The organism is Pseudalkalibacillus sp. Hm43 (genome assembly GCF_054170705.1).
The window spans coordinates 1607005-1627856 of the sequence record NZ_CM135129.1; the positions used below are offsets into that span (position 1 = coordinate 1607005).

Sequence of the window (20852 nt, forward strand, 5' to 3'; positions counted from 1 at the left end):
GTGAATGTAATGAGGGCTCCGGGCTTCTTTTTCCTGGTCATGATCACCATAATTATTGCAGGATGTACGAACCAACCATCGACAGATCCTCATGAAAAAGTAGAGCTGCATGTATTGTCTGCCGCCAGTTTGAGCGATGCGATGCTGGTCATCGAGCAGCAATTCGAAGAGGACTACCCTGAAATCGACCTGATCCTGAACTTTGCATCGTCTGGTACCCTTCAAAGACAAATTGAGCAAGGCGCACCGGCTGACGTATTTCTGTCGGCTTCTGAAGAGAAATTCAATACCCTAAAAAAAGCAGGTCACATCCATCAGGACTATGCAACAAGCTTATTCAAAAATGAACTCGTCGTCATTACGAAAAAGTCGGATGAAACAGCTTCATTACCTGAGCTTTCCAATCTGAAAAACGATGCGATCGACCGGATTTCCATTGGTGTTCCGGAGTCTGTACCAGCTGGTCATTATGCGAGAGAAACACTCGAGAACTCGAACCTGTGGCAAGGAATCCAAGAGAAGATCGTTTATGCGAAAGATGTCCGACAGGTGCTCTCTTATGTGGAAACCGGGAATGTAGAAGTTGGCTTCGTTTATGCCACAGATGCGAAGAGTTCATCCAAGATCCATCTCCTCCAGAAGGTCGATTCCATACTACATACAGACATCATCTATCCTGGTGGCATCGTAAAGGATACGAAGCATCTTGAGGAAGCGAAGACACTCTTCAACTTCCTTCAGACTGAACAGTCCATAAAAACGTTCCAAAAATTCGGCTTTATGCCAATAGATTGAGGTTTTTCAATGGTTTCATCTTTCTGGTCTCCGATTTATTTATCTATCACAATTGCCATAACGGCCGGTATCATCGTTGGTGTGCTCGGAACATTGATCGGGCGTCTCATGGCTCGGCGCTCTTTTCGCGGTAAAACGGCTCTTGAGACCTTCTTGATGCTTCCACTTGTGCTGCCTCCGACGGTGGTCGGCTTTTTGCTGATTGTCATTTTTGGTGTGAACAGTCCCATCGGAAAACTGATTGAAACACTTTTCAATCAGTCGCTCATTTTTACATGGTGGGCTGCGGTTCTTGCGGCAGTGGTCGTCTCGTTTCCACTCATGTATCAATCGGCGAAAACCGGCTTCGCCTCTGTGGATTCTGAAATTGAAGATGCCGCAAAAATCGATGGGGCGACTTCAATGGCCGTATTCATCAAAGTATCAGTTCCACTCGCCGCTCAAGCGATTCTTACCGGTTTTGTGCTCAGTTTCACACGGGCCCTCGGGGAATTCGGTGCGACATTGATGTTCGCGGGCAACATCCCTGGTAAAACACAAACCGTTCCGACCGCGATTTATCTTGCTTTTGATACGGGAAACATGCAACTCGCCTGGATGTGGGTCGGCTCCATCATCCTGCTTTCGTATATTCTTTTGTTCATCATTTATCGTTTTTCACGTACAGCCCGTTATTAAGACGGGAAAAAGCAGCACCAGAATCATTCTGGATGCTGCTTTTTTTATCAATACTCAAAATGGTCATCAGTCCAGTCTGTGATGAACATGTGTCCCGGTGCATGTGTAATCATGAGTTCAGGCTTCACCTGCATCGCGACCGCTTGTGGCGTCACGCCGCAAGCCCAAAATACCGGCACCTCACCCTCACCAATCGTAACCGGTTCACCAAAGTCAGGTGTTGATAAATTATGAATGCCAAGGTGTTCCGGGTTTCCTATATGAACGGGAGCTCCGTGTACCGATGGAAAGCGGGAGGTGATCTGAACAGCTTTCGCAATATCCTTTGAAGGGATCGGCCGCATACTGACGACCATGTTTCCTTCGAACGGTCCGGCTTTTTCACATGGAAGGTTGGTCCGGAACATCGGAACGTTGACACCTTCTTCTACATGTCTGATCGGAATCCCCTGTTCCATCAAGGCTTTTTCAAATGTAAAACTGCAGCCGAGGAGGAAAGCGACCATGTCCTCCCGCCAATATGCAGAAATGTCTTCCGGCTCAGCAGTCTTTACGCCATTCTCATACACATGGTATTTCGGAAGATCCGTCCGCAAATCCGCTCCCAAAGCGGCTAAAGCAGGTTCACTAGAGCCGACCTCTGTCACATCGAGAACGGGACAAGGCTTTGGATTTCGTTGGCAAAACAACAAGAATTCAAAGGCCAACGTTTTCGGTAGAACGACTAAATTGGCCTGTGTGTAACCATTCGCAATACCTGCTGTCGGTTTATTCCACTTATTCAGACGGAACATGTTTCTCGCTTCTTCAGGCTTCATATTGTCGTATTTCACCATGTAGATGCCTCTCCTCCATTATTGGAATAACTTCGGTAGCTGATCAATCATCGTCACAGCACCCATGTAAGACATGGCAACCACGATGATTCCTCCGAATACCGTCAACCAAACAGGGTGCTTGTAAGAACCGACGATTTTCGGTTTATGTGCCGCAATCAGCATGACACCGAGTGAAATTGGGAGAATCAATCCGTTCAATGCACCGACGAGAATCAATACTTTTACTGGCTTCCCGATCGATACGAAAACGAGTGTCGATAGCGCGATGAACGCGACAATCAAATACTTGTGATACTTTTCAAGCATCGGGTTCATTGTACGGATGAATGAAACAGACGTATACGCGGCACCGATGACCGATGTGATCGCTGCAGACCACATGATGACACCGAAGATTTTATATCCGATATCCCCTGCCGCTAGTTGGAAAACGGAAGCGGGTGGGTTCGACGGATCAAGAGACACTCCTTGAGCTACGACACCTAAGGTCGCAAGGAATAAGAAGATTCGCATGATCGATGCAATCCCGATCGCAGATACGGAACTTTTCGTCACTTCAGGCAACGACTCTTTACCTTTGACTCCTGCATCCAATAGTCTGTGTCCACCTGAGAACGTGATGTATCCCCCTACCGTTCCTCCTACGAGCGTAATGATTGCGATGATATCGATCGTTTCCGGTACGAACGTTTTCTGCACCGCTTCTCCGACTGGAGGAGAAGCTGAGAACATGACGAACACGGTCAGAGCGATCATGAGGAATCCGAGCACCTGCGTGAAACGGTCCATGATCTTGTTTGCTTCGCGCAATAGGAAAATGCCGATTGCGATGAGTCCGCTTAGGAATGCGCCCATCTCTGGAGACACTCCTAAGATGACATTCGAACCTAAGCCTGCACCTGCAATATTTCCGATGTTAAAGGCAAGACCACCGATGACGATCAGGAACGCTACGAAATATCCGAGTCCTGGTAGCACCATATTGGCAATGTCCTGAGTTCTACGCTCTGATATCGCAATGATCCGCCAAATGTTCAACTGTGCCCCGATGTCGATGATGATCGAGACTAAAATGACAAATCCGAAACTTGCCATAAGTGTTTCAGTGAAAAAGGTCGTTTGTGTCAGAAATCCTGGTCCAATGGCGGACGTTGCCATCAGGAACGCCGCTCCGAGTAATATGCTACGATTCGATTGCTTCATCTAATCCCACCTTACCCTTTTATTTGTCCGATGCTTTCAATCGTGATGTCCGCTGATGTCAATCCTTTGGTGATGGTCTGCGCAAATTCAAGAGCATGGATTCCATCTCCGTGTATACAAATCGTATCTGCTTCAATGGGTATATCGACATCCTGCAGCGAATGCACTTTCCCTTCCTTCACCATCCGTACGACTTGTCGGACAGAGTCCTCTTCCTTTTCAATTAGTGCGTTCGGTAGTTTCCTTGAGGTCAACGATCCATCTTCCTGATACGTCCGGTCTGAAAACACTTCATTCGCCGTTTTCAGTCCAGCCCGATCTCCAGCTTTAACCAGTTCACTGCCTGAAAGACCGAAAAGGATCAGTTCAGGATGAACTCGATAGACCGCTTCTGCGATGGCATCTGCAAGTTTATCGTCTTTCGCTGCCATATTGTACAACGCACCATGCGGTTTCACATGCTGCATGATTCCGCCTTCTGCTTTTACAAATCCATAAAGTGCGCCGACTTGATACACGACCATATCATACGCTTCATCCGGTGTGATCTGCATCGGGCGTCTGCCGAATCCCATCAAGTCCGGGAGACCTGGATGCGCACCGATTCCTACCTTCTTCTCCAAAGCCATCTGAACCGTTTTGCGCATGACGGAAGGGTCGCCCGCATGGAACCCGCATGCAATGTTCGCCGATGTGACGTAATCGAGAATTTCCTCGTCACGACCTTTTTGATATGTTCCGAAGCTCTCTCCTAAATCACAATTGATATCGACTGTCTTCATCCTATCTCGCTCCCTTCTCGCAGTTTCAACGAAATACCTTGCTCGAGCTGTTGCAGATGTTGTTCTTGTTCAATGATCAACCTTTCAGCTTCCCTTTGGGTGATTTTCTGAAAACGGACCTTCTCACCTGGTTTCAGCTGAGCGACTTTCGAAAAATCGACCGTTGCGATTTGCGCGATCTTCGGGTAACCTCCTGCTGTCTGCCGGTCAGCGAGCAATACGATCGGATTCCCTTCCGATGGAACTTGAACGGTCCCGAACGCTACACCCTCTGAAATCATGTCTCGTTCATCAGTCCGCTTCAACTTTTCCCCTTTAAAACGGAAGCCCATCCGGTCGGATTGAGGCGTCAACTCGAATTCCGTCTCTGTAAAAAGCTGGTGACTATCTTCTGTAAAATCCGTCCATTCCCGGCCAGGAATGAAACGGATGACATTCTCATCCCTCATCTCTGGACTCCATTCCGATGCAGACGACCAATCAGATTCCATGAAAGGTTCACCTGTATTGTTGAACAGTTCGAAAATCTGGTTTGACCGCTCTGAAGGATTTCCGGTAGTCAGATGATCTCCTTCCTTCAACGCTCGTCCGTTAAAACCACCGAATTCTGCTCTCAAGTATGTGGAACGGCTTCCCATTACTTCAGGAACGTCGACTCCACCACCGACTGCCAAATAGGCGCGGCAACCAGATTTGCATGCACCGAATTTCAGATTAGACCCTGCTTTGACATATACAGGTCTCCACCGTTTAACCGGTTGATCGTTGATGGTCGGTGAAAGGTCTCCACCTGTCACGGTGATGAGCGTATCTTCTTCAAATTCAATTTCCGGACCTTTCATCGTCATTTCTAGCACCGCTGCATCTTCGTCATTCCCGACGAGGATGTTTCCGATTCTCTGGGCAAGTCGATCCATGACACCACTTACGATAACGCCATATCTTTGGTAACCGTAACGTCCGGCATCCTGGACGGTCGTCTGTAATCCTGGTTTGATGATTTTCATTCCTGCCCCTCCTTCATGGCTTCGAATTCCGATAAGGAGATCGGCTTGAACCGGATCTTATCACCGGCTTCGACCAACGTAGGCGGTTCTTGATTGATATCAAATAATGCGGAAGGTGTTTGTCCAATCAGTTGCCAGCCGCCTGGAGTTTCAATCGGATACACCCCGGTCTGCGAACCCGCAATACCAACAGAACCAGCTGGGATCTTTTGTCTAGGTGTTTCTTTACGGGGAGTTGCAATCTGTTCAGACATACCGCCCAAGTATGGGAAACCAGGTGCGAATCCGAGCATGTACACGAGGTACTCCCCTTTTGAATGAATGTCGATCACCTTATCAGGCGTGAGTTGATTATGTTTCGCAACCTCCTCAAGGTCTGGTCCAAACTCTCCTCCATAACAAACCGGTATTTCCACCGTTTTCGCCTCTTTCGGTTTTGAGCGTTTCATATTTTCAAGGATATAACCCAACTTGTCGCAAATAACTTCGTATGGTGAAGCATCGCTCTCCATTCGAGTCCATACTTTTATCGGATCGTAGTAAACTGTAACCGTCGTGAATGCAGGTACGAAATCAAGCATTCCGTCGATCGGATTTTTCTCCAAATAGATGGTCAGGTTCCGAACCGCATGATGCGTCTTCTCCGTAATTTCGGTTTCGAGTTGGACGATGACAGCCGAATCACCAAGCGGACTTAGTTCATACTTCAAAAGATCACCTCAGTTCATTTATTCCATCCTAAAGATGTTGAAATTTCATCAGCAGCTTGTTTCACTTTTTCGATTAAAAGAGGGAGCGAGTCCGAGTTCCGGAAGCGTCTTTCTGGACCGACGATGCTGATTGCAGCATAGACTTCACCTTCATAATCAAATATAGGAGCTCCGATCGCTGATGAATCATCATGTAATTCCGAATGGCTGATCGTGAATCCATTTTGTTTGGATTCTTGTAAAATGTGTTCCAATGCATCTCGATCAGTGACCGTACCTGATGCGATCGGCACAAGATCTACGTGCTCTAGATATTCGGCTCTTTCCGACTCAGGCATATACGCTAAAAGGATGCGCGGACACGCTCCTGCATATAGGGGAGCTGTCTTCCCGATACCTGTGTACACCCTAACAGGTTTGTCGGTTTCCACCTTCTCTACGTAAATCGCTTCGTGCCCTTCCCGCACGATCAGGTTGACTGCTTCTCCAAGCTCATTTTTCAACCGTTGCATGATTGGATAAGCCGTTCTTCTGACATCCAACCTCGACTTTACGAGTTGACCGTATTCGAGGAAAGCGAAGCCAAGTTCATACTCACCAGATGCGTTTCTTCTTAGAAATCCGGTTTCCTCAAGCGACAACACCATTCGATAAATGGTCGTTTTCGGGGAACCGGTTAAAGTGACGAGCTTTTGCAATGATAATGTATGATGTTGTTTAAATATTTCAAGGATCGTCATCGCTTTGATGACAGTGCTATTTTTCTCTCTCATATTCCACCTGCTCTGTTCTTAAAACCATTTGTTCCGATATTCGGAATAGTTGTTCCGTTTTTTTAAAACGCTTACATATTAGTCTAGTCGGAATTGTGCAACTTTTCAATGTATATATTATCCATACCCATTTTGCCAGCCCTATCATCTACTCCATTTTGTCTAAAAACATTATGACGGTTTTTTCAGGCGATATGTCCTTGGTACACAAAAAGCAGACCCTGATAGGATCTGCTTACTTCGCATACTTTGATGCTCTTGCACTTGAAGAAAGTATAAGGGCAACTAAGGCTCGACCTACAAAAGTCTTGGTCTCGCCAAGTTTTCTTTTAAAGTAGTTGATTTCCGCTCTACGAGCTTACTTTTAAGATGTCACTTTCAAACCGATGATTCCAAAGAAGATCATCGATAAGAATAGAAGGCGCATGATATTGTATGGTTCTTGGAACAAGATGATGCCTAGCAACACGGTCCCCAAAGCACCTATTCCTGTCCAAATCGCATAAGCCGTGCCCATCGGGAGTTCCTTGATCGCCATGGAAAGGAAGTAAAAACTGATGATCATTCCAATTCCTGTGATCAGTGATGGATACAGTTTTGTAAATCCTTGCGTATACTTCAATCCAACTGCCCAAACCACCTCAAATATTCCGGCAATAACTAAATAAATCCAAGCCATGTTGCTTTTCCTCTCTTTCGGTAAGATTGAATCATAAAAGCCCGGGAAAATATCGGTTAGATATCCTCCCGGGCTTTTGTCCCTCCGTGTACACATCCATATGTGCGGTTTCTCTTGGACCAGACCATGACATGCGGAACCCTAGAAACCTTTTCATTTTCAAATTTTCATTCCATTTTGGCACATCGGCGATTTCCTGTCAAATTATTGAATTGAATTTGCCACCTTGATTAGCTCAGTTTTGATGGTTTCTTCATCTTTTGTGAAAAAAGTGTAATGAAGATTGTATTCTGTTCCATCTTTAAACCAATGTAATTCAGCAGATGGGAAATCCGTCATTTTATATAAAGCATTACTTCCGTCTGCTAATTCAACTTTTTCATAGCTTGGATCTTCTTCTATTTTGTTGAAAAAGCGATTGAATCCAGCCACTATGTATTCAATCTCTTCTTTCTGATCGTTTGTATTGGAATAGGTGACGGTGTATACGGTTTGACCTTCACCCTCCGGCCATTCGGTTTCCTCTAGTTCCGACTCTTCAAATGTTTCAAAAGGTAGAAATGTTGGCATTTCAATCGATCCATCCGAGGAGGTTTCGGTTAAACAGCCAGTCAGAATCAGCACACCTATAATCGAAAACAACTTCCATTTTATGATCGGGAAACATCCTTTCCTTTAAATGAACTCTTTGAACAGACGGATGATCATTCTGGGAATAAATAATATGATTCGGAATAAGATCGAACCGAATATGAAGTCACGGATTTCATCCTTCAGCCAGCTTAGGAATCCTTCTTCTTTCCTTTTCTTCCGGTTTTTGCTCACTTTACATCTCTCCGTCCGTTTGATCAACTTTATCTTTACGTACGTTTGATTATAAAGAAGGTTTCGTTTAGTGAAGAATCGTGAATGAAGTAATAGATTCCTTACATAAAAAAATAAGCATATGGGATCACCACATGCTTATCTGCTAATTCATCTTTTCAACTTCCCATTGCTGATTGAGGAAATCATCAATCTGTTGTTTATGGTGCCGGTCATGCTCACATAGGTTGATTAAGTAATCTCGAAGCGTTTCCTTGTGCCCACGATTATAGAAAACCATATCCATTTCTTCTTCCGACCTGGCATTGATTGCCTTGACAATCAAGTCTCTCGTTTCAAGAAATTCTTTGATGAGCTCTTCTTTCGCCACGCCGCTCTTCGCGTATAAAGAAGCTCTTTGGTTCATCACATCCACGTCAATGGACCGCGGCAATCTTGCTCCCGCTTTCATCCTCGGATATCTTTCCTTCAAAAAATACCGATCCCAATAAGTAAGATGAGCGATAATTTCCGCAACTGACCATTTACCTGGTTTTAAAGGCTTTAACCATTCCTCTTCACTAAGAGACTCCAAACTTTGAACCCACTGACTGAAACGGACAAATCGAAGTGCAATTTCTGTTTTTGTCATGGTTCCTCCTCCATAAAATGTTTGTTATATATCCCTTTCCCTAAAATCCTATGATTTAATAGTGAAATTTATGGTTTCTCGTTTTTTATATAAATCGTAATTATTACGGTTCTCAAATCGTAATCGTTACGATATACTGTTTTGTGTATTGATTCTTTAGGGGGATAAAAAATGTTTAAAAAAATGCTATTCATACTAACCAGTTTGCTATTAGTCGCAGCTTGCGGCCAGAATAAATCCGCAACAACAACGGACGCTAATGGCTCCATTGAAAAATTGGAGATCATGGCCACTCTTTACCCGTTAGCCGATTTCACTAAAAAAATCGGAGGCTCCCACGTTGAAGTGGATAGTATCCTCCCACCCGGGGCAGATGCCCATACCTTCGAACCTACACCAAAGACGATGATCGATCTAGCAGATAGCGATCTATTCATTTACATGGGAGCAGGTTTGGAAGGATTTGCAGAATCTGCAGCTAAAACATTGAAGGATGGAGAAGTTGAAGTCATTGAAGCATCTGAAGGTGTGACTTTCGAGGTTTTTCAAACCACTCATGACCATGAACACCACGACCACGGGGACGAAGAAGCCCAACAAACGGATGAACATCGTGATGATCATGGAGATGTGGACCCTCATGTATGGCTCGACCCAATCTTAGCAATTGATCTAGCTGACCATATCAAGTCTGAGCTGATTAAAGCAAAACCTGAGGCGAAGGAAGAGTTCGAGCGCAACTTCCTTGATTTGAAGCAAAAACTTGAAGAGCTTGACCGATCTTATAAGCAAATGGTCGAGCAGGCGGATAGAAAAGAAATATTGGTATCTCATGCGGCCTATGGTTACTGGGAGCACCGATACGGTATTGAACAAATCAGTGTTTCTGGTCTGTCGCCGACAAATGAACCGACTCAAAAACAAATCAAAAAGATCATAGAAGAAACGCGTGCGCATGATATACAATACATTCTATTCGAACAGAATGTCAGCACAAAACCAGCTGAAACGATCAAGAAGCAACTGAATCTCGATATTTTGTACCTTCATAATTTATCAGTTCTGACCGAAAAAGATGTTGAGAATAATGAAGATTATTTTTCTTTGATGGAACGGAACATTTCAACTTTACAAAAAGCTTTGAGCCATTAAAATAAAGTGATGTGAATGAATATGCCCCAACATAATATACGCGAAAATGTAATCCTTTTTCTCTTGTTCTTTTTATTCTTGTTTGGATTTTTCTTTGTTGACGAAATTAAAAGTTCTACGGTACCTTCTTCAATTCCTACGACACTAGTAGACTTGAATACCATTTTCTTGAGTATCGTGCTGGAGGCCTTCCCTTTTCTATTATTAGGTGTGTTCGTATCCGCTCTGATTCAATCTTTCGTTTCAGAAGAGACGATCAGGCGGTTCACTCCTAAAAAAGGGTATCTCGCATTATTTCCCGCAGCAGTTATGGCTGCACTTTTCCCAGTTTGTGAGTGTGCCATCATACCAGTCGTTCGTAGATTGATCAAAAAAGGGATGCCGCTACATATCGGTATCGTCTTTCTTGTCGGTGCACCGATCTTGAATCCAATTGTATTTCTATCAACCTATTATGCATTCCGCTCTGATTTGACGGTCTTATATGCAAGAATGGGACTGGGTTTCATTTTGGCAATATTGATTGGAGGAATCATCTACGCACTCTACAAGAATCGTGATATGTTAAAGAGGTCGAACCACGACCATGAACACAATCATTCACATAATAACGAACAACCCGCTTCTAAATGGAAGCTGACGATGTATCATATGACGGATGAATTCTTCGACACAGGAAAATTCCTCTTGCTCGGAGCACTGTTAGCCAGTTCATTCCAGGCTTTCGTCAGCCGGGATGTCATCGCCGCGATCGGTTCGGAAGTGTGGTCGTCTACTTTAGTGATGATGGCTTTCGCTTATCTTGTATCACTCTGTTCTGAAGCAGATGCATTTGTTGCGGTAACCTTCCAATCGACTTTCAGTACAGCATCGATTGTCGCATTTCTCGTTTATGGACCGATGCTGGATATCAAGAATACAATGATGCTTCTTGCCTATTTCAAAAAGAAATTCGTATTGGTGCTCATGGGTGTCATAACGGGCACAGTGTTCATCGCTATCTTCATTTTCCAACTATTGATCGGAGGTTGAGCTGTTGAATAACCAATTCTATATCAATTTGCGAGCGATCATTCTGTTCGGGTTTGCTTTTCTGTTATGTTCATTTATCTACAGTGGGAAAATCCAATATTATATCGCCCCGCAAATGATGAAGTTCATTTACTTTGCAGCAGGAACGTTTTTTGTTTTAGGTGTCGTCCAAATGTTCCGATCCGAGGATTCAGAGGAACATTGTCTTTGTGGTCATGATCATGCCGATACGAGCAAACCGTTCATGCGATTCTCTGTGTATTTCTTGTTTCTACTGCCGTTAATGACCGGGTTTGTGTTCCCAGATAAAGTATTGGATAGTGCCATGGCCGAAAAGAAAGGGGTATCGCTTAACGGGACGATCGGGATGAAGGCTTCTGCATCAAAAACAGACAAGCCTTCCGAAAAAACACAATCAGATAGTGATACACCGAATGCAGATGCTTATCTGGAAGATCCGGAAAAGTATATGGCAGAGCTGGAAGAGAAATATGCAGATGATTCAGAAGACAGTTCAACCACTGGATCAGCCGATAGTGATGCGGTTTTTGATTACGATGAATATTACTTAGAAATTGCTGAGAAATATGATGATCGAGAAAAGATCAAGGTCAATGACGACAATTACGCGGACCTCGTCGATTCTATTGCCATTTTCTCAGACCGGTTCGAAGGGAAAGAAATTGAAATCAAAGGGTTCGTGTATCGCGAGGAAGGCATGGAACAAAATCAGCTCGTCGTAGCTCGATTCCTGATGAGCTGTTGTTCAGCAGACACCTCTGTAATCGGTATGATGGCTGAGGGTCACGACTTAGGTGAGATTGAAACAGATAGCTGGGTGAAGGTGACTGGCACGATCTCTCAAACAACGTATGGAGATGCTCGTATCCCTTCCATTGAAGTGAGTGAAATTAAACAAATTAAAAAGCCGGACACCCCATATGTATATCAGGATTTGGGGATATTCAATTAAAAAAGCTGACCGTAATTGGTCAGCTTCTTTGCATTTTCTTATAATCTCGTTTCAACATGCTGTATAGATAGCAATCATGATAATGGTCATACAAGTATTCTGCATCTCGTATCGTACCTTCTTTTACGAAACCAAGCCGTTCAGGGATTGCTACACTCTTGCGATTTTCCGTTCCACATTGGATTTCAACACGGTTCAAGTGAAATGTGTTGAAGGCGTAGTCCACTAACACTTCCACCGCTTTGGTCATGATCCCTTTACCCTGGTATTTTTCAGCCAGCCAATAACCGATGGAAGTCTTCTTACTTGCATGGTCAATGTAATGAAATCCGACCATTCCAACAATCTTTCCTTCATAAAGGATCCCCGCTTGAAAGCCATTATCTTCAGCATACTGCTTCAACCACATATCAATGACCGGTTCATAATCCTCTTCTGTCTTCATGTTGTCTACCCACGGAAGCCACTCTCTTAGATAAGGACGGGAACCATCCACAAGCGCGAATAACTGTGGCGCGTCCCTCTTTTCTAACAGTTTAAGAGATAAGCCTTCTTCTATTGGAAAAATGAACATTTGATCCTCCCCTGTTACTCGTATGGATTGATTCTTACATCGATGATGTCCCAGTCTCGAAAGCCGACTTTCTTCATGATGATGTACAAATCCCCATCATAAGACTCAATCACTTCGGAACCCTCATCTTTATACTCATAAGCCTGGAAACGCGCTCTCACCTCGTAGCCATTATCAACATCTTCTGCGGAGTCGATAATCATACGGGTTTGGTCAAGTTCTTTTGTCTCCGGAAACTTGATGAACGCTTCAAGCTCTTCTCTTTTATTTTCGACAGAATCATCACTGATTGTGCCTGCCTTCAATTCTTCTATGAATTCGTTCGCTTGTTCCTCAGGAGTCTTGATTAAGTAAGAGGTTAAAACGACCAGCAAAACCCCAGTGAGGAATGCACTTACGAAAATCATGATCAACTTCTTGTTAATGGATCATCCCTGCCTTCTATGTAATATCTGTACGTATACTACCATAATTCCACATAAAAAGGGAATTGCCTACATAAGACAATTCCCGCACAAATCAGGATTCCTATTTTCCAGCTTCGTGTTGCTCACAGATCATCAGAACATTACCTTCTGGATCCTTGAAGTTAAAAAATGAGACATCTGGATGCCTTTCAATTTCACGGACGATTTGGCCGCCTTTTTCTTTTACAAATTGATAGGCTTTATCAATATTATCTGTATGGAGCATGACAGAAGCTTCTGTTCCTGGTGCGTTGTTTCGGTCATCATCCAACAGGATGCCGCCTCCGTCTTCCAATTCAAAGTAATGAACAGGATGTTCCGGGTTGACGTCCGGGGTCTTCTTTCCTAATAGGTCTGCATACCAGTTTGCAGTCTTTTGAAGGTCCTTCACATGAATAAAAGGTGTTCCTACTCTATTGATCGGGCTTTTCGTAATTTTCATCATTGTCCTCCTTAATGGGTAATCGGCTTGTTCATCCAATGGATTTCACTCGTTTGGAGTAACGATAACGTCGCTTTCGGACTCCAGAAGTTTTCAAGCGTATGATGGACATGGTTGATGATTTCTTCAGCTGTCATATGATCTTTGTCCGTTGTCGTGTGGGCATCTTTCACCAACGTCACATCCAGATGGTGGTCAAATGCACCTCTGCAAGATGAATCGACGCAAAAGTCGGTTTGTGCTCCACAAATGTAGAGATGATTGATATTCCTGGTGGTCAATACATCTTTCAATTTGGTGTCTGAAAAAGCATTAGGCAACGTCTTGTGGATGATCGTTTCTGCCTCTATCGGCTTTTCCAGCTTGTCATGAAGCTGCCAATTGGGCTCTCCACGCTTCATCGGACCAATCGGGTATTCATGCTGAACATAAATGACGTCTATGTCGTTCTGTCTAGCACGTTTGATCAACTGATTGATTCTGTCGATGGTCCGCAATTCCTGATGACTGTTTTCCATGACAGCTTTCTGAACATCAATGACGAGCAGAGCCTCTTTTGTCATGTAGTAGCCTCCTTCATATATAGAGAATTGCAACGGAACGTAAGTTCGCATTTCCTCACCATAAGATTTTCGCGATTATTTGTCGATTCCCTGCAACCTTTTTCAAATTCTTTCGTCTATATTAGTAGGAGGTTCCTTTGAAGTGAAAATTTCTGGTTCCCCCTAAACAGATTATCCTACCTCCCCTTACATTGGACTGGCTTTCCCTAGCCAGTCCCTATTTTTGTTCATTCGGCATTGATAAAGTAAACAAGATTATCCGTCCATTCTTCGAATTCATAGATGAATCCCTTCCGTACGCATTCGAATGCCATACCGACACTTTTCGCTAATTGAATAGACGCATCGTTATCCAGATTGATATGTGCCTCTATTCGGTGAAAATCGAGTTTTTCAAAAGCAAGATCCAGAGCTGCCTGCACCGCTTCCTTCCCGAACCCTTTCCGCCAGAAATGATTGTGGAGCGTATATCCTATCCGCCCCCATTGGAAGTCGTATCGCAACAGAGTGGAAATATCGATCGTGCCGATGTGCTCACCAGACTCTTTATCAAAAACTCCGAATATGTAACAATCATCCTCTTTTATCATGTCATGATGCCTTTCGACCAATTGATGAAACCAAACTTCGGTACATTCGCTCATGTCCGTTTTTCCCTGGTCATATTTATGTTGTGACGGCAACCGCTCTTCATGCTGATGCAGCCAGTTGGAATAGTCTTCTTTTTCAAAAGGCCTTATTATTAATCGTTCTGTTTCTACAGATAAGTTCAGTTGCATGATCTTCCCCGCTTTCGTGGTTGACTCTATCTTGATGATAGCTAATTAAAACAAGTATGAAGGGGCATTCCCTTACATACTTGTTTATGTCGTGCCTATTCTATTTCTGGATTACTGGACTTTAATCCTTTTTTTCGATTTCTTTTTCTTAACGACGAGTTGATAGGCGAGCGTCACCTTCTCTTCCACATAGTTCAGTGTTACATTTCGATCTGGATCAGACAGCATTCCTACCGCTCTGGCCATATGGTCCAATGCAGCCCTCAAATCCTTCTCACTTCTGGATGTCTCATTCAGGTGGAGGTCATCCATCACATGATAAGCCATCGCTTGAATGTCCCTTAAACGCGCCTCTTCACTCTTCAAAGCGTCCCCTCCCAGCTAGTACTTTTCGCGAGCATACTCTAATTTATGGAAAGATCCAGCTGAAAATGAATCTTTTTTAGTCCGTGCCAGGTACTTTCAACGAAGCCTGTCACAGCAGCGTTTGTTGGAGGTGCCAGGTACCGTTTATGAACCCTGTCCTACCAAGGGTTTGAAAACGGTACCTGGCACTTGGATTGTTTTAGGCATGGCTCCCATACTATGATGGTAGGGGAACTAATAGGAAGTAATGTGTCAGGAGGGTTCCGTATGTTCGAATTGGTAACAGAGCGGTTGCGTTTGAGGGCTCTCAGGGAATCGGATGTGGTGAACTTGATGAAGATCTTCGAAGATCCAATCGCCATGGAGCATTATCCGAGTACGAAGTCAGAGCAGGAAGCAAAAGAATGGATAGTTTGGAACCACAATAACTATGATGCGTTCAACGTCGGCTTATGGGCAGTCGAGCTTCTGGACTCCGGCACATTCATCGGTCAATGCGGTATTGTACCTCAAAAAGTGGACGGAAAAATACAAATGGAGATCGGCTATTTGCTCGTCCGTGAGCATTGGGGGAAGGGCTACGCCACCGAAGCAGCGAAAGCCTGCCTCCAATATGGTTTCGAGACATGTAAATTTCCTAAGATGATCTCACTGATCGATCCTGCAAACGGACCATCGGTTGCGGTCGCCAAACGAATCGGCATGCAAAAGGAAAACCGAATCCAGAAATGGAATCGGTCAATTGATGTGTATTCTATTCATTCGGAAGCTGTTCAAGAAGAAACAGATGTATCTTGATTCTCAAGCCTTTTCACCCACTGTATCCAGTCACCTGATGGAATGCATTTTTGACAAATAGAGAGATTGTGGTCGACGGTATAGATGTAAGTGTCCAAAAGTCCATCCCTTGTCGTCACCTTTTGGACCATCCGCTCATACAAGTTGCTTTCGCGGTCTGCTACAAAACCCTCCAATTGATCAAGGGTTTGGAGACCGATATCATCCACTTCAAAGATTTCACCATGCACTTTGCCATGAGGCGATAAACTCAATGCCGGATATCCAAGACCTGTATCATACAAGGTCCCTTTAATCCAGGCGTTTTCTGCCACACAACGGGCTCCATTTAATACGTGATGATTACTTGCCCCTTTTCGAAGCGTGCCATATACAAAAACTAAATGACGCACAGAATCAATCATGCCATCCCTCTACTTCCTCCGAATACGTTTTCTCTCACGTACATAACTCCGAATGTATTTTTCGTAGGTTTTCCTATGAAAAGCTTTAATCTCTTCATCACTCATCGCGCGAATATGCTCTTGGTCATTTGGCAAGGCGTTCGTCTCTTCATTCCATCCCTTTTTCACCATTTCCATTCCTCCTCGATCGGATTCACATAGGAAACACCGTCTATTTTGCGAAAAAACAAAAACTCCTTCTGCTTTGATGCAAAAAGAGTTCGAACGATGACCCTTATCACTCAAAGTTGCCTTTGCTGGTTGGAGCACCTTTCAAAAGCAGGTTGCTGTGGAGTCTTCAAGCCAGTTCTTTCGTCCACTCTTGATAATTTGTTTATGAAATTTGACGCCATTATATGACGGAAGAAATGGAATGTCAACGGGATTTTTCTGAAGATTCGAGAAAAGTTCAATAACGATCGTGCAAGTGGATCGGTTTCTTCAGAGCATCCAAATCCTCTTCCATGTTCATCATCTTATCCTGAAGGAGTTTCTTTGCATCCTTCACGCCCTTGTTATAGGCGTATGGACCGGCTTCCTTCAAAAAGAAATCCAGCATCAACCCTGCAGCCAAATCGCCGATTTCTTCCCCTCTCTCATCCATGAAATAACCTTGGATGTTTTTCACCAACTGTTCTCGCTCTTCTTTCGGTATTTCAATGACCATCATACTGTCCCCTCCAATACTTTATCTCGAATCAATTGCAAAACTTCGCCTGCTTTCCCTTCAATCTGCAGGTCAAATTGGTTATGTAAGTACGTCTCTTCTTGATTGATGATGACCTTTTTTCCATCCGATAGAAAAGGTAATTCATTTGCTGGAGCGACTTGTAGACTCGATCCAATCACAATCAACAGATCTGATTCTTCAATGTCTTGTATCGCACGGCCCCATACATCTTGCGGCAACATTTCCCCGAACAGGATGATCTTCGGACGGAGATGACCTTCGCAATCCGAACAAGACTCTCGTTCCATAAAGGCAGCTTCATCTGCTCGAGCTCCACATTCATGGCAGAAGATCTTCCGAAGGGACCCATGCAGTTCATGAACTGTACCGCTTCCAGACTGCTGATGGAATCCATCGACATTCTGGGTGACGACTGCAGAAACATGACCCTCTTTTTCCAAATCGGCCAACGCATCATGCCCTTTGTGAGGCTCGCATTTTTTCAAATCGGATAACCTCAAGCTGTAAAACCCATGGAAAAGATCGTATTGATGTTCTAGCGCATCAACCGTTGATACCGTCATCGGATCGATCTTTTTCCACCAACCCTCTTTGGAACGGAAATCGGGAATGCCGCTTTCGGTGGACATGCCTGCTCCAGTCAAAATGACCGTACGACGGGATTCTTTCATCCATTCTGCTAAAAGGTCAATCTTCGGTTGGTCCATGAATGATCCTCCTGTTTTGGACATCTGGAAATGGTTCCATTATAGCATATATGATAAAAAGGCTAACCTGATGCAACAGGTTAACCCTTGTTTCAATCATTTTCAATTGAAAACAGATGGTGGTCATTCCCCCCCATCTGTCCAACCTTTATTAATACCAGCTATATCCGCCGCCGCCATATCCATAGTCGTCGCATCCGCAGCCGCCATATCCATAACCGCCGCCGCCGTAGCTACCATATCCACTCGTACATGCACAGCCAACGATAATTAGCAGGATGAACAATACAACGATTAACGTGAAGCTTTTGCCGTGGCCTTTTTTCTTACATCCATCACTCATCTTTTCAGCCTCCTTTTCTTCTATTCACTATTACTGTATGTACTAATAAAAACTCTCGATAGGGACAAATATGGAGGTCGAAAAAATTATGCTAGTGTCCAACGTCCGTGACACATAAAATTTGTGGTGCTTTACCACACTATATGTACAACAACCAGAGGAGGATACCCTTACATGACAGAACATGAATCGTTAGAGATGTTTCTGAACCGTGCGAAACAAGTCATCGACCATGCAACCGAACAGAATGAACTTTACAATAGGCAAGAACCACAAATTGATGCAGCCATCTATTCCAGTGCCCAACAGCAGCTGGAAGAAGCGTATCTCGATCTGCAAAAAGTATCCAACAGTGCCACACCACAACAAAGAGAAGAAATACAGCGCATAATGGCACAAATCCTGCAGCTCCAAAGCGATATGATCATCAACGAATAAATGAAAAAGCACCCAACGAAATAGTACCAGGCACCGATCTGGAAGCGTTGCGCTGCAACGACTTCTGAACGGTGCCTGGTACTGTCTATTCTTTCTTTTCCTTTAAATACTCGTGATAAGGGAAAGGTTCCTCGGGTTTACGAGGACCGACGTGGAAGACAATCAGTTCTGGGAAGTTATAAATTTCGGATATATGTTCTTTCGGAATTTTTTTCTTTTCGGTATTGCTTATGTAATAGAAATGATCATACTCCGTGAGTAAAGTGATGCCCTCATAAGGAAACACCGCTTCTCCGTTCTCCTTCACCTTGATGCTCCTCTCTGGAAGCTCATTCGATTCAGAAGATGTGTGGATTTTGACCCAACCCGTATAGCCTACAGGGATGAGAATGTCATAATCTGCCCGAGCAGGATCTGGTTTCGGTATGAATTTCGTATAATCAGGATCCCGATTTTGATTGAATTCGTTCAATCGTTTCATAATCGCCTAATTCGGTAGAAGAAAAACCAGATATCGGGCCAAAGTGAATCCTCTCTTTTGGAATGGTCTTTTTTTCGCCACTCTCACTAACAAAAAAATACTCATTGTCCAAAAGGGAAGCCCCTTCAAATTCAGTAGAAGTCCAAGCTACTCCTTTTTCATTGAATTGGATGACTCTGAAATCACCTTCTTTTTCCAACGCTGGTTTACCAGGCCGGTCGTAAAAGACGTACAGCCAACCTTTATGATCTTCAGGTACATAATATTTCGTCAAAGGCGGATTACCACTTACGAATCCGATTTGATCACTAAAACCGAACCACCCTAAGGAGCTTAGGATTAAGATAGAGCTTACGATTCCACTGATCATCTTCGTTTTCCGATCAGGCACACGATTCAGAAAAGGCATCCATCTTTTGAGCAGTTCATCCATTCCCCAGAAAACAGCTGCAATCGTGCTAACTAGCAACAGAATATAAAGAATATGTGTCCTCGGCTCTATCATCTTAAAAATCAACAACGGCACAATAACAAATCCCACATGTATTAAGAGGGCGTACAGCCATCTGTATTTCACCTTTTCGGGCAATATAACTTCTGCAAGGATAGATACAGGCACTCCGTACAGTCCAATTGTAAGGAGGACAAAAAACAAAACAATGAGTCCCACCATAAGTACACTGACATCGCCGTTAAATAACCCCTCTGCAACAAAAATCAACGTGACTACTATCCCCGTAAATAAGCCAGCAAGTATTTTACGCCATAGGAAAATCGCCCCCATACAACCACCCCTAAACCATTCATTTCAACCTTATTCTACCATAGTAAAAAGTACCAGGCACCGATCTGGAAGCGTTGCGCTGCAACGACTTCTGAACGGTGCCTGGTACATATCATTATTGGGCGGTGTAGCCTCCGTCGATGACGACGGCTTGCCCTGTGATCCCTTTAGCTTGTTCACTTGCTAGGAACAGCGTATAGTCTGCGATTTCTTTTACCGATAACAAACGTTTTTGAGGGACAAGTGGATAAATGACTTCCTCCATCACTTGTTCTTTTGTTACTCCACGGTTTTTGGCCAAGTCATCCAATTGATTTTGGACGAGTGGCGTATCAATGTATCCCGGACAGATGGCATTGACGGTTACGCCATGTTCCGCAGCTTCCAACGCGGTGACTTTCGTCAAACCGATCACCCCGTGCTTCGCGCTGTTGTAAGCAGCTTTTCCTGCGAAACCAACCAACCCATTGATAGAAGACATGTTCAATATCCGTCCGAAGCCTTGTTTCTTCATATAAGGGAGGACATGTTTCGTTGCGATGAACGGCGCAACCAGCATGACCCGTGTCAACAGCTCGAACTTCTCGGTCGGAAATTCCTCAACAGAAGAAATGTATTGAAGACCTGCGTTATTGACGAGAATATCCAGTCTGCCGTAATGCTCGACGGTTTTCTCGATCGAGGACTTCACTTCCTCTTCATTCGTCACATCACACTTCAAGCCTAGCGCATCGTATCCTTCATTGGTCAATTCTTTCGCTGCTCCTGATACGCCATCTTCATTCAAATCCGTCAGGACAACTTTTGCTCCTTGTTCGGCGAAGGACCTTGCGAGCTCATTTCCGATACCACTAGCTGCTCCTGTAATATATACGACTTTATCTTGAACCACAATGA

The 20852-nt window shown here is 44.1% G+C and carries 31 protein-coding genes and 2 riboswitches; of the genes, 7 read left to right on the plus strand and 24 right to left on the minus strand.

Going from position 1 to position 20852, the window contains the following annotated elements; genetic code table 11:
* Nucleotides 1-9 precede the first annotated feature (9 nt).
* Both modA and modB read left to right on the plus strand, forming a co-directional pair.
* The gene (gene modA / locus ACXQIQ_RS08520) at nucleotides 10-795 is read left to right on the plus strand and encodes a molybdate ABC transporter substrate-binding protein (protein ID WP_439299192.1); all 786 of its coding nucleotides are present in this window, start codon (nucleotides 10-12) and stop codon (nucleotides 793-795) included.
* A 9-nt stretch (nucleotides 796-804) separates the two neighbouring features.
* A complete protein-coding gene (gene modB / locus ACXQIQ_RS08525) occupies nucleotides 805-1473 on the plus strand; it encodes a molybdate ABC transporter permease subunit (protein ID WP_439299191.1) in 669 nt (222 codons plus the stop codon).
* A 47-nt stretch (nucleotides 1474-1520) separates the two neighbouring features.
* On the opposite strand, the gene ACXQIQ_RS08530 is transcribed toward modB, so the two are convergent.
* The 10 genes from ACXQIQ_RS08530 to ACXQIQ_RS08575 form a co-directional block, all read right to left on the minus strand.
* Nucleotides 1521-2309, minus strand: a complete 789-nt coding sequence (locus tag ACXQIQ_RS08530; RefSeq protein WP_439299190.1) for a putative hydro-lyase — start codon at nucleotides 2307-2309, stop codon at nucleotides 1521-1523.
* 18 nt (nucleotides 2310-2327) lie between these two features.
* On the minus strand, nucleotides 2328-3515 hold the full coding sequence (locus tag ACXQIQ_RS08535; protein ID WP_439299189.1) for an NRAMP family divalent metal transporter: 1188 nt from the start codon (nucleotides 3513-3515) through the stop codon (nucleotides 2328-2330).
* Between the two features lie 11 nt (nucleotides 3516-3526).
* The gene (locus ACXQIQ_RS08540; RefSeq protein ID WP_439299188.1) at nucleotides 3527-4297 is read right to left on the minus strand and encodes a LamB/YcsF family protein; all 771 of its coding nucleotides are present in this window, start codon (nucleotides 4295-4297) and stop codon (nucleotides 3527-3529) included.
* Nucleotides 4294-5304, minus strand: a complete 1011-nt coding sequence (locus tag ACXQIQ_RS08545) for a 5-oxoprolinase subunit C family protein (RefSeq protein WP_439299187.1) — start codon at nucleotides 5302-5304, stop codon at nucleotides 4294-4296. Before ACXQIQ_RS08545 ends, ACXQIQ_RS08540 begins: the two co-directional genes overlap by 4 nt.
* Nucleotides 5301-6014: a 5-oxoprolinase subunit PxpB gene (pxpB, locus tag ACXQIQ_RS08550; RefSeq protein ID WP_439299186.1), complete on the minus strand. Its 714-nt coding sequence runs from the start codon at nucleotides 6012-6014 to the stop codon at nucleotides 5301-5303. Before pxpB ends, ACXQIQ_RS08545 begins: the two co-directional genes overlap by 4 nt.
* A gap of 14 nt (nucleotides 6015-6028) precedes the next feature.
* Nucleotides 6029-6787, minus strand: a complete 759-nt coding sequence (locus ACXQIQ_RS08555; RefSeq protein WP_439299185.1) for an IclR family transcriptional regulator — start codon at nucleotides 6785-6787, stop codon at nucleotides 6029-6031.
* A 364-nt stretch (nucleotides 6788-7151) separates the two neighbouring features.
* Nucleotides 7152-7466, minus strand: coding sequence for a quaternary ammonium compound efflux SMR transporter SugE (sugE, locus tag ACXQIQ_RS08560; protein WP_439299184.1), 315 nt, complete (start codon nucleotides 7464-7466; stop codon nucleotides 7152-7154).
* 63 nt (nucleotides 7467-7529) lie between these two features.
* Nucleotides 7530-7622, minus strand: a riboswitch (guanidine-I (ykkC/yxkD leader).
* 48 nt (nucleotides 7623-7670) lie between these two features.
* Nucleotides 7671-8036: a hypothetical protein gene (locus ACXQIQ_RS08565; protein ID WP_439299183.1), complete on the minus strand. Its 366-nt coding sequence runs from the start codon at nucleotides 8034-8036 to the stop codon at nucleotides 7671-7673.
* 105 nt (nucleotides 8037-8141) lie between these two features.
* Nucleotides 8142-8291, minus strand: coding sequence for a hypothetical protein (locus ACXQIQ_RS08570; protein ID WP_439299182.1), 150 nt, complete (start codon nucleotides 8289-8291; stop codon nucleotides 8142-8144).
* Between the two features lie 145 nt (nucleotides 8292-8436).
* Nucleotides 8437-8922, minus strand: coding sequence for a DinB family protein (locus ACXQIQ_RS08575; RefSeq protein WP_439299181.1), 486 nt, complete (start codon nucleotides 8920-8922; stop codon nucleotides 8437-8439).
* A 171-nt stretch (nucleotides 8923-9093) separates the two neighbouring features.
* Between ACXQIQ_RS08575 and ACXQIQ_RS08580 the strand changes: the two genes are divergently transcribed.
* From ACXQIQ_RS08580 to ACXQIQ_RS08590, 3 genes are all read left to right on the plus strand, one after another.
* Nucleotides 9094-10074, plus strand: a complete 981-nt coding sequence (locus tag ACXQIQ_RS08580) for a metal ABC transporter solute-binding protein, Zn/Mn family (RefSeq protein ID WP_439299180.1) — start codon at nucleotides 9094-9096, stop codon at nucleotides 10072-10074.
* 177 nt (nucleotides 10075-10251) lie between these two features.
* On the plus strand, nucleotides 10252-11106 hold the full coding sequence (locus ACXQIQ_RS08585) for a permease (protein ID WP_458026097.1): 855 nt from the start codon (nucleotides 10252-10254) through the stop codon (nucleotides 11104-11106).
* A 4-nt stretch (nucleotides 11107-11110) separates the two neighbouring features.
* Nucleotides 11111-12079, plus strand: a complete 969-nt coding sequence (locus tag ACXQIQ_RS08590; RefSeq protein ID WP_439299178.1) for a TIGR03943 family putative permease subunit — start codon at nucleotides 11111-11113, stop codon at nucleotides 12077-12079.
* Nucleotides 12080-12098: 19 nt separating this feature from the next.
* Here the strand turns inward: ACXQIQ_RS08590 and ACXQIQ_RS08595 are convergent, their stop codons facing one another.
* The 6 genes from ACXQIQ_RS08595 to ACXQIQ_RS08620 form a co-directional block, all read right to left on the minus strand.
* The gene (locus ACXQIQ_RS08595; protein ID WP_439299177.1) at nucleotides 12099-12653 is read right to left on the minus strand and encodes a GNAT family N-acetyltransferase; all 555 of its coding nucleotides are present in this window, start codon (nucleotides 12651-12653) and stop codon (nucleotides 12099-12101) included.
* A 14-nt stretch (nucleotides 12654-12667) separates the two neighbouring features.
* Nucleotides 12668-13060: a hypothetical protein gene (locus ACXQIQ_RS08600; RefSeq protein ID WP_439299176.1), complete on the minus strand. Its 393-nt coding sequence runs from the start codon at nucleotides 13058-13060 to the stop codon at nucleotides 12668-12670.
* A 121-nt stretch (nucleotides 13061-13181) separates the two neighbouring features.
* A complete protein-coding gene (locus tag ACXQIQ_RS08605; protein WP_439299175.1) occupies nucleotides 13182-13562 on the minus strand; it encodes a VOC family protein in 381 nt (126 codons plus the stop codon).
* Nucleotides 13563-13573: 11 nt separating this feature from the next.
* A complete protein-coding gene (locus ACXQIQ_RS08610; protein WP_439299174.1) occupies nucleotides 13574-14125 on the minus strand; it encodes a cysteine hydrolase family protein in 552 nt (183 codons plus the stop codon).
* A 227-nt stretch (nucleotides 14126-14352) separates the two neighbouring features.
* Entirely contained in the window at nucleotides 14353-14904 is a 552-nt protein-coding gene (locus ACXQIQ_RS08615) for a GNAT family N-acetyltransferase (RefSeq protein ID WP_439299173.1), read from the minus strand.
* A gap of 111 nt (nucleotides 14905-15015) precedes the next feature.
* Nucleotides 15016-15270 carry a hypothetical protein gene (locus ACXQIQ_RS08620; protein WP_226548183.1) on the minus strand — a complete coding sequence of 85 codons (255 nt, stop codon included), beginning with the start codon at nucleotides 15268-15270 and terminating at the stop codon, nucleotides 15016-15018.
* A gap of 267 nt (nucleotides 15271-15537) precedes the next feature.
* On the opposite strand from ACXQIQ_RS08620, the gene ACXQIQ_RS08625 reads away from it, so the two are divergent.
* The gene (locus tag ACXQIQ_RS08625) at nucleotides 15538-16068 is read left to right on the plus strand and encodes a GNAT family N-acetyltransferase (protein ID WP_439299172.1); all 531 of its coding nucleotides are present in this window, start codon (nucleotides 15538-15540) and stop codon (nucleotides 16066-16068) included.
* Here ACXQIQ_RS08625 and ACXQIQ_RS08630 read toward each other — a convergent pair.
* From ACXQIQ_RS08630 to ACXQIQ_RS08650, 5 genes are all read right to left on the minus strand, one after another.
* On the minus strand, nucleotides 16044-16472 hold the full coding sequence (locus tag ACXQIQ_RS08630; protein WP_439299171.1) for a gamma-glutamylcyclotransferase family protein: 429 nt from the start codon (nucleotides 16470-16472) through the stop codon (nucleotides 16044-16046). The two genes, ACXQIQ_RS08625 and ACXQIQ_RS08630, sit on opposite strands and share 25 nt — an antisense overlap.
* A 9-nt stretch (nucleotides 16473-16481) precedes the next feature.
* Nucleotides 16482-16643 (minus strand): hypothetical protein, encoded by a 162-nt coding sequence (locus ACXQIQ_RS08635; protein ID WP_439299170.1) that lies wholly within the window; start codon nucleotides 16641-16643, stop codon nucleotides 16482-16484.
* Nucleotides 16644-16743: 100 nt separating this feature from the next.
* Nucleotides 16744-16843, minus strand: a riboswitch (SAM riboswitch).
* 77 nt (nucleotides 16844-16920) lie between these two features.
* A complete protein-coding gene (locus ACXQIQ_RS08640; protein WP_439299169.1) occupies nucleotides 16921-17181 on the minus strand; it encodes a DUF2164 domain-containing protein in 261 nt (86 codons plus the stop codon).
* The gene (locus tag ACXQIQ_RS08645; RefSeq protein WP_439299168.1) at nucleotides 17178-17909 is read right to left on the minus strand and encodes an SIR2 family NAD-dependent protein deacylase; all 732 of its coding nucleotides are present in this window, start codon (nucleotides 17907-17909) and stop codon (nucleotides 17178-17180) included. Before ACXQIQ_RS08645 ends, ACXQIQ_RS08640 begins: the two co-directional genes overlap by 4 nt.
* Before the next feature lie 151 nt (nucleotides 17910-18060).
* Nucleotides 18061-18252, minus strand: coding sequence for a YjcZ family sporulation protein (locus ACXQIQ_RS08650; protein WP_439299167.1), 192 nt, complete (start codon nucleotides 18250-18252; stop codon nucleotides 18061-18063).
* A 174-nt stretch (nucleotides 18253-18426) separates the two neighbouring features.
* On the opposite strand from ACXQIQ_RS08650, the gene ACXQIQ_RS08655 reads away from it, so the two are divergent.
* The gene (locus ACXQIQ_RS08655; protein WP_439299166.1) at nucleotides 18427-18690 is read left to right on the plus strand and encodes a DUF2524 family protein; all 264 of its coding nucleotides are present in this window, start codon (nucleotides 18427-18429) and stop codon (nucleotides 18688-18690) included.
* A gap of 85 nt (nucleotides 18691-18775) precedes the next feature.
* Here ACXQIQ_RS08655 and ACXQIQ_RS08660 read toward each other — a convergent pair whose 3' ends face one another.
* The 3 genes from ACXQIQ_RS08660 to ACXQIQ_RS08670 all read right to left on the minus strand — a co-directional run bounded on the left by ACXQIQ_RS08660 (nucleotide 18776) and on the right by ACXQIQ_RS08670 (nucleotide 20847).
* Nucleotides 18776-19171, minus strand: a complete 396-nt coding sequence (locus tag ACXQIQ_RS08660) for a hypothetical protein (protein WP_439299165.1) — start codon at nucleotides 19169-19171, stop codon at nucleotides 18776-18778.
* Nucleotides 19131-19955 carry a DUF6843 domain-containing protein gene (locus tag ACXQIQ_RS08665; RefSeq protein WP_439299164.1) on the minus strand — a complete coding sequence of 275 codons (825 nt, stop codon included), beginning with the start codon at nucleotides 19953-19955 and terminating at the stop codon, nucleotides 19131-19133. The genes ACXQIQ_RS08660 and ACXQIQ_RS08665 overlap by 41 nt, the downstream gene beginning before the upstream one ends.
* 115 nt (nucleotides 19956-20070) lie before the next feature.
* Nucleotides 20071-20847, minus strand: coding sequence for a 3-hydroxybutyrate dehydrogenase (locus ACXQIQ_RS08670; RefSeq protein ID WP_439299163.1), 777 nt, complete (start codon nucleotides 20845-20847; stop codon nucleotides 20071-20073).
* Nucleotides 20848-20852 lie beyond the last annotated feature (5 nt).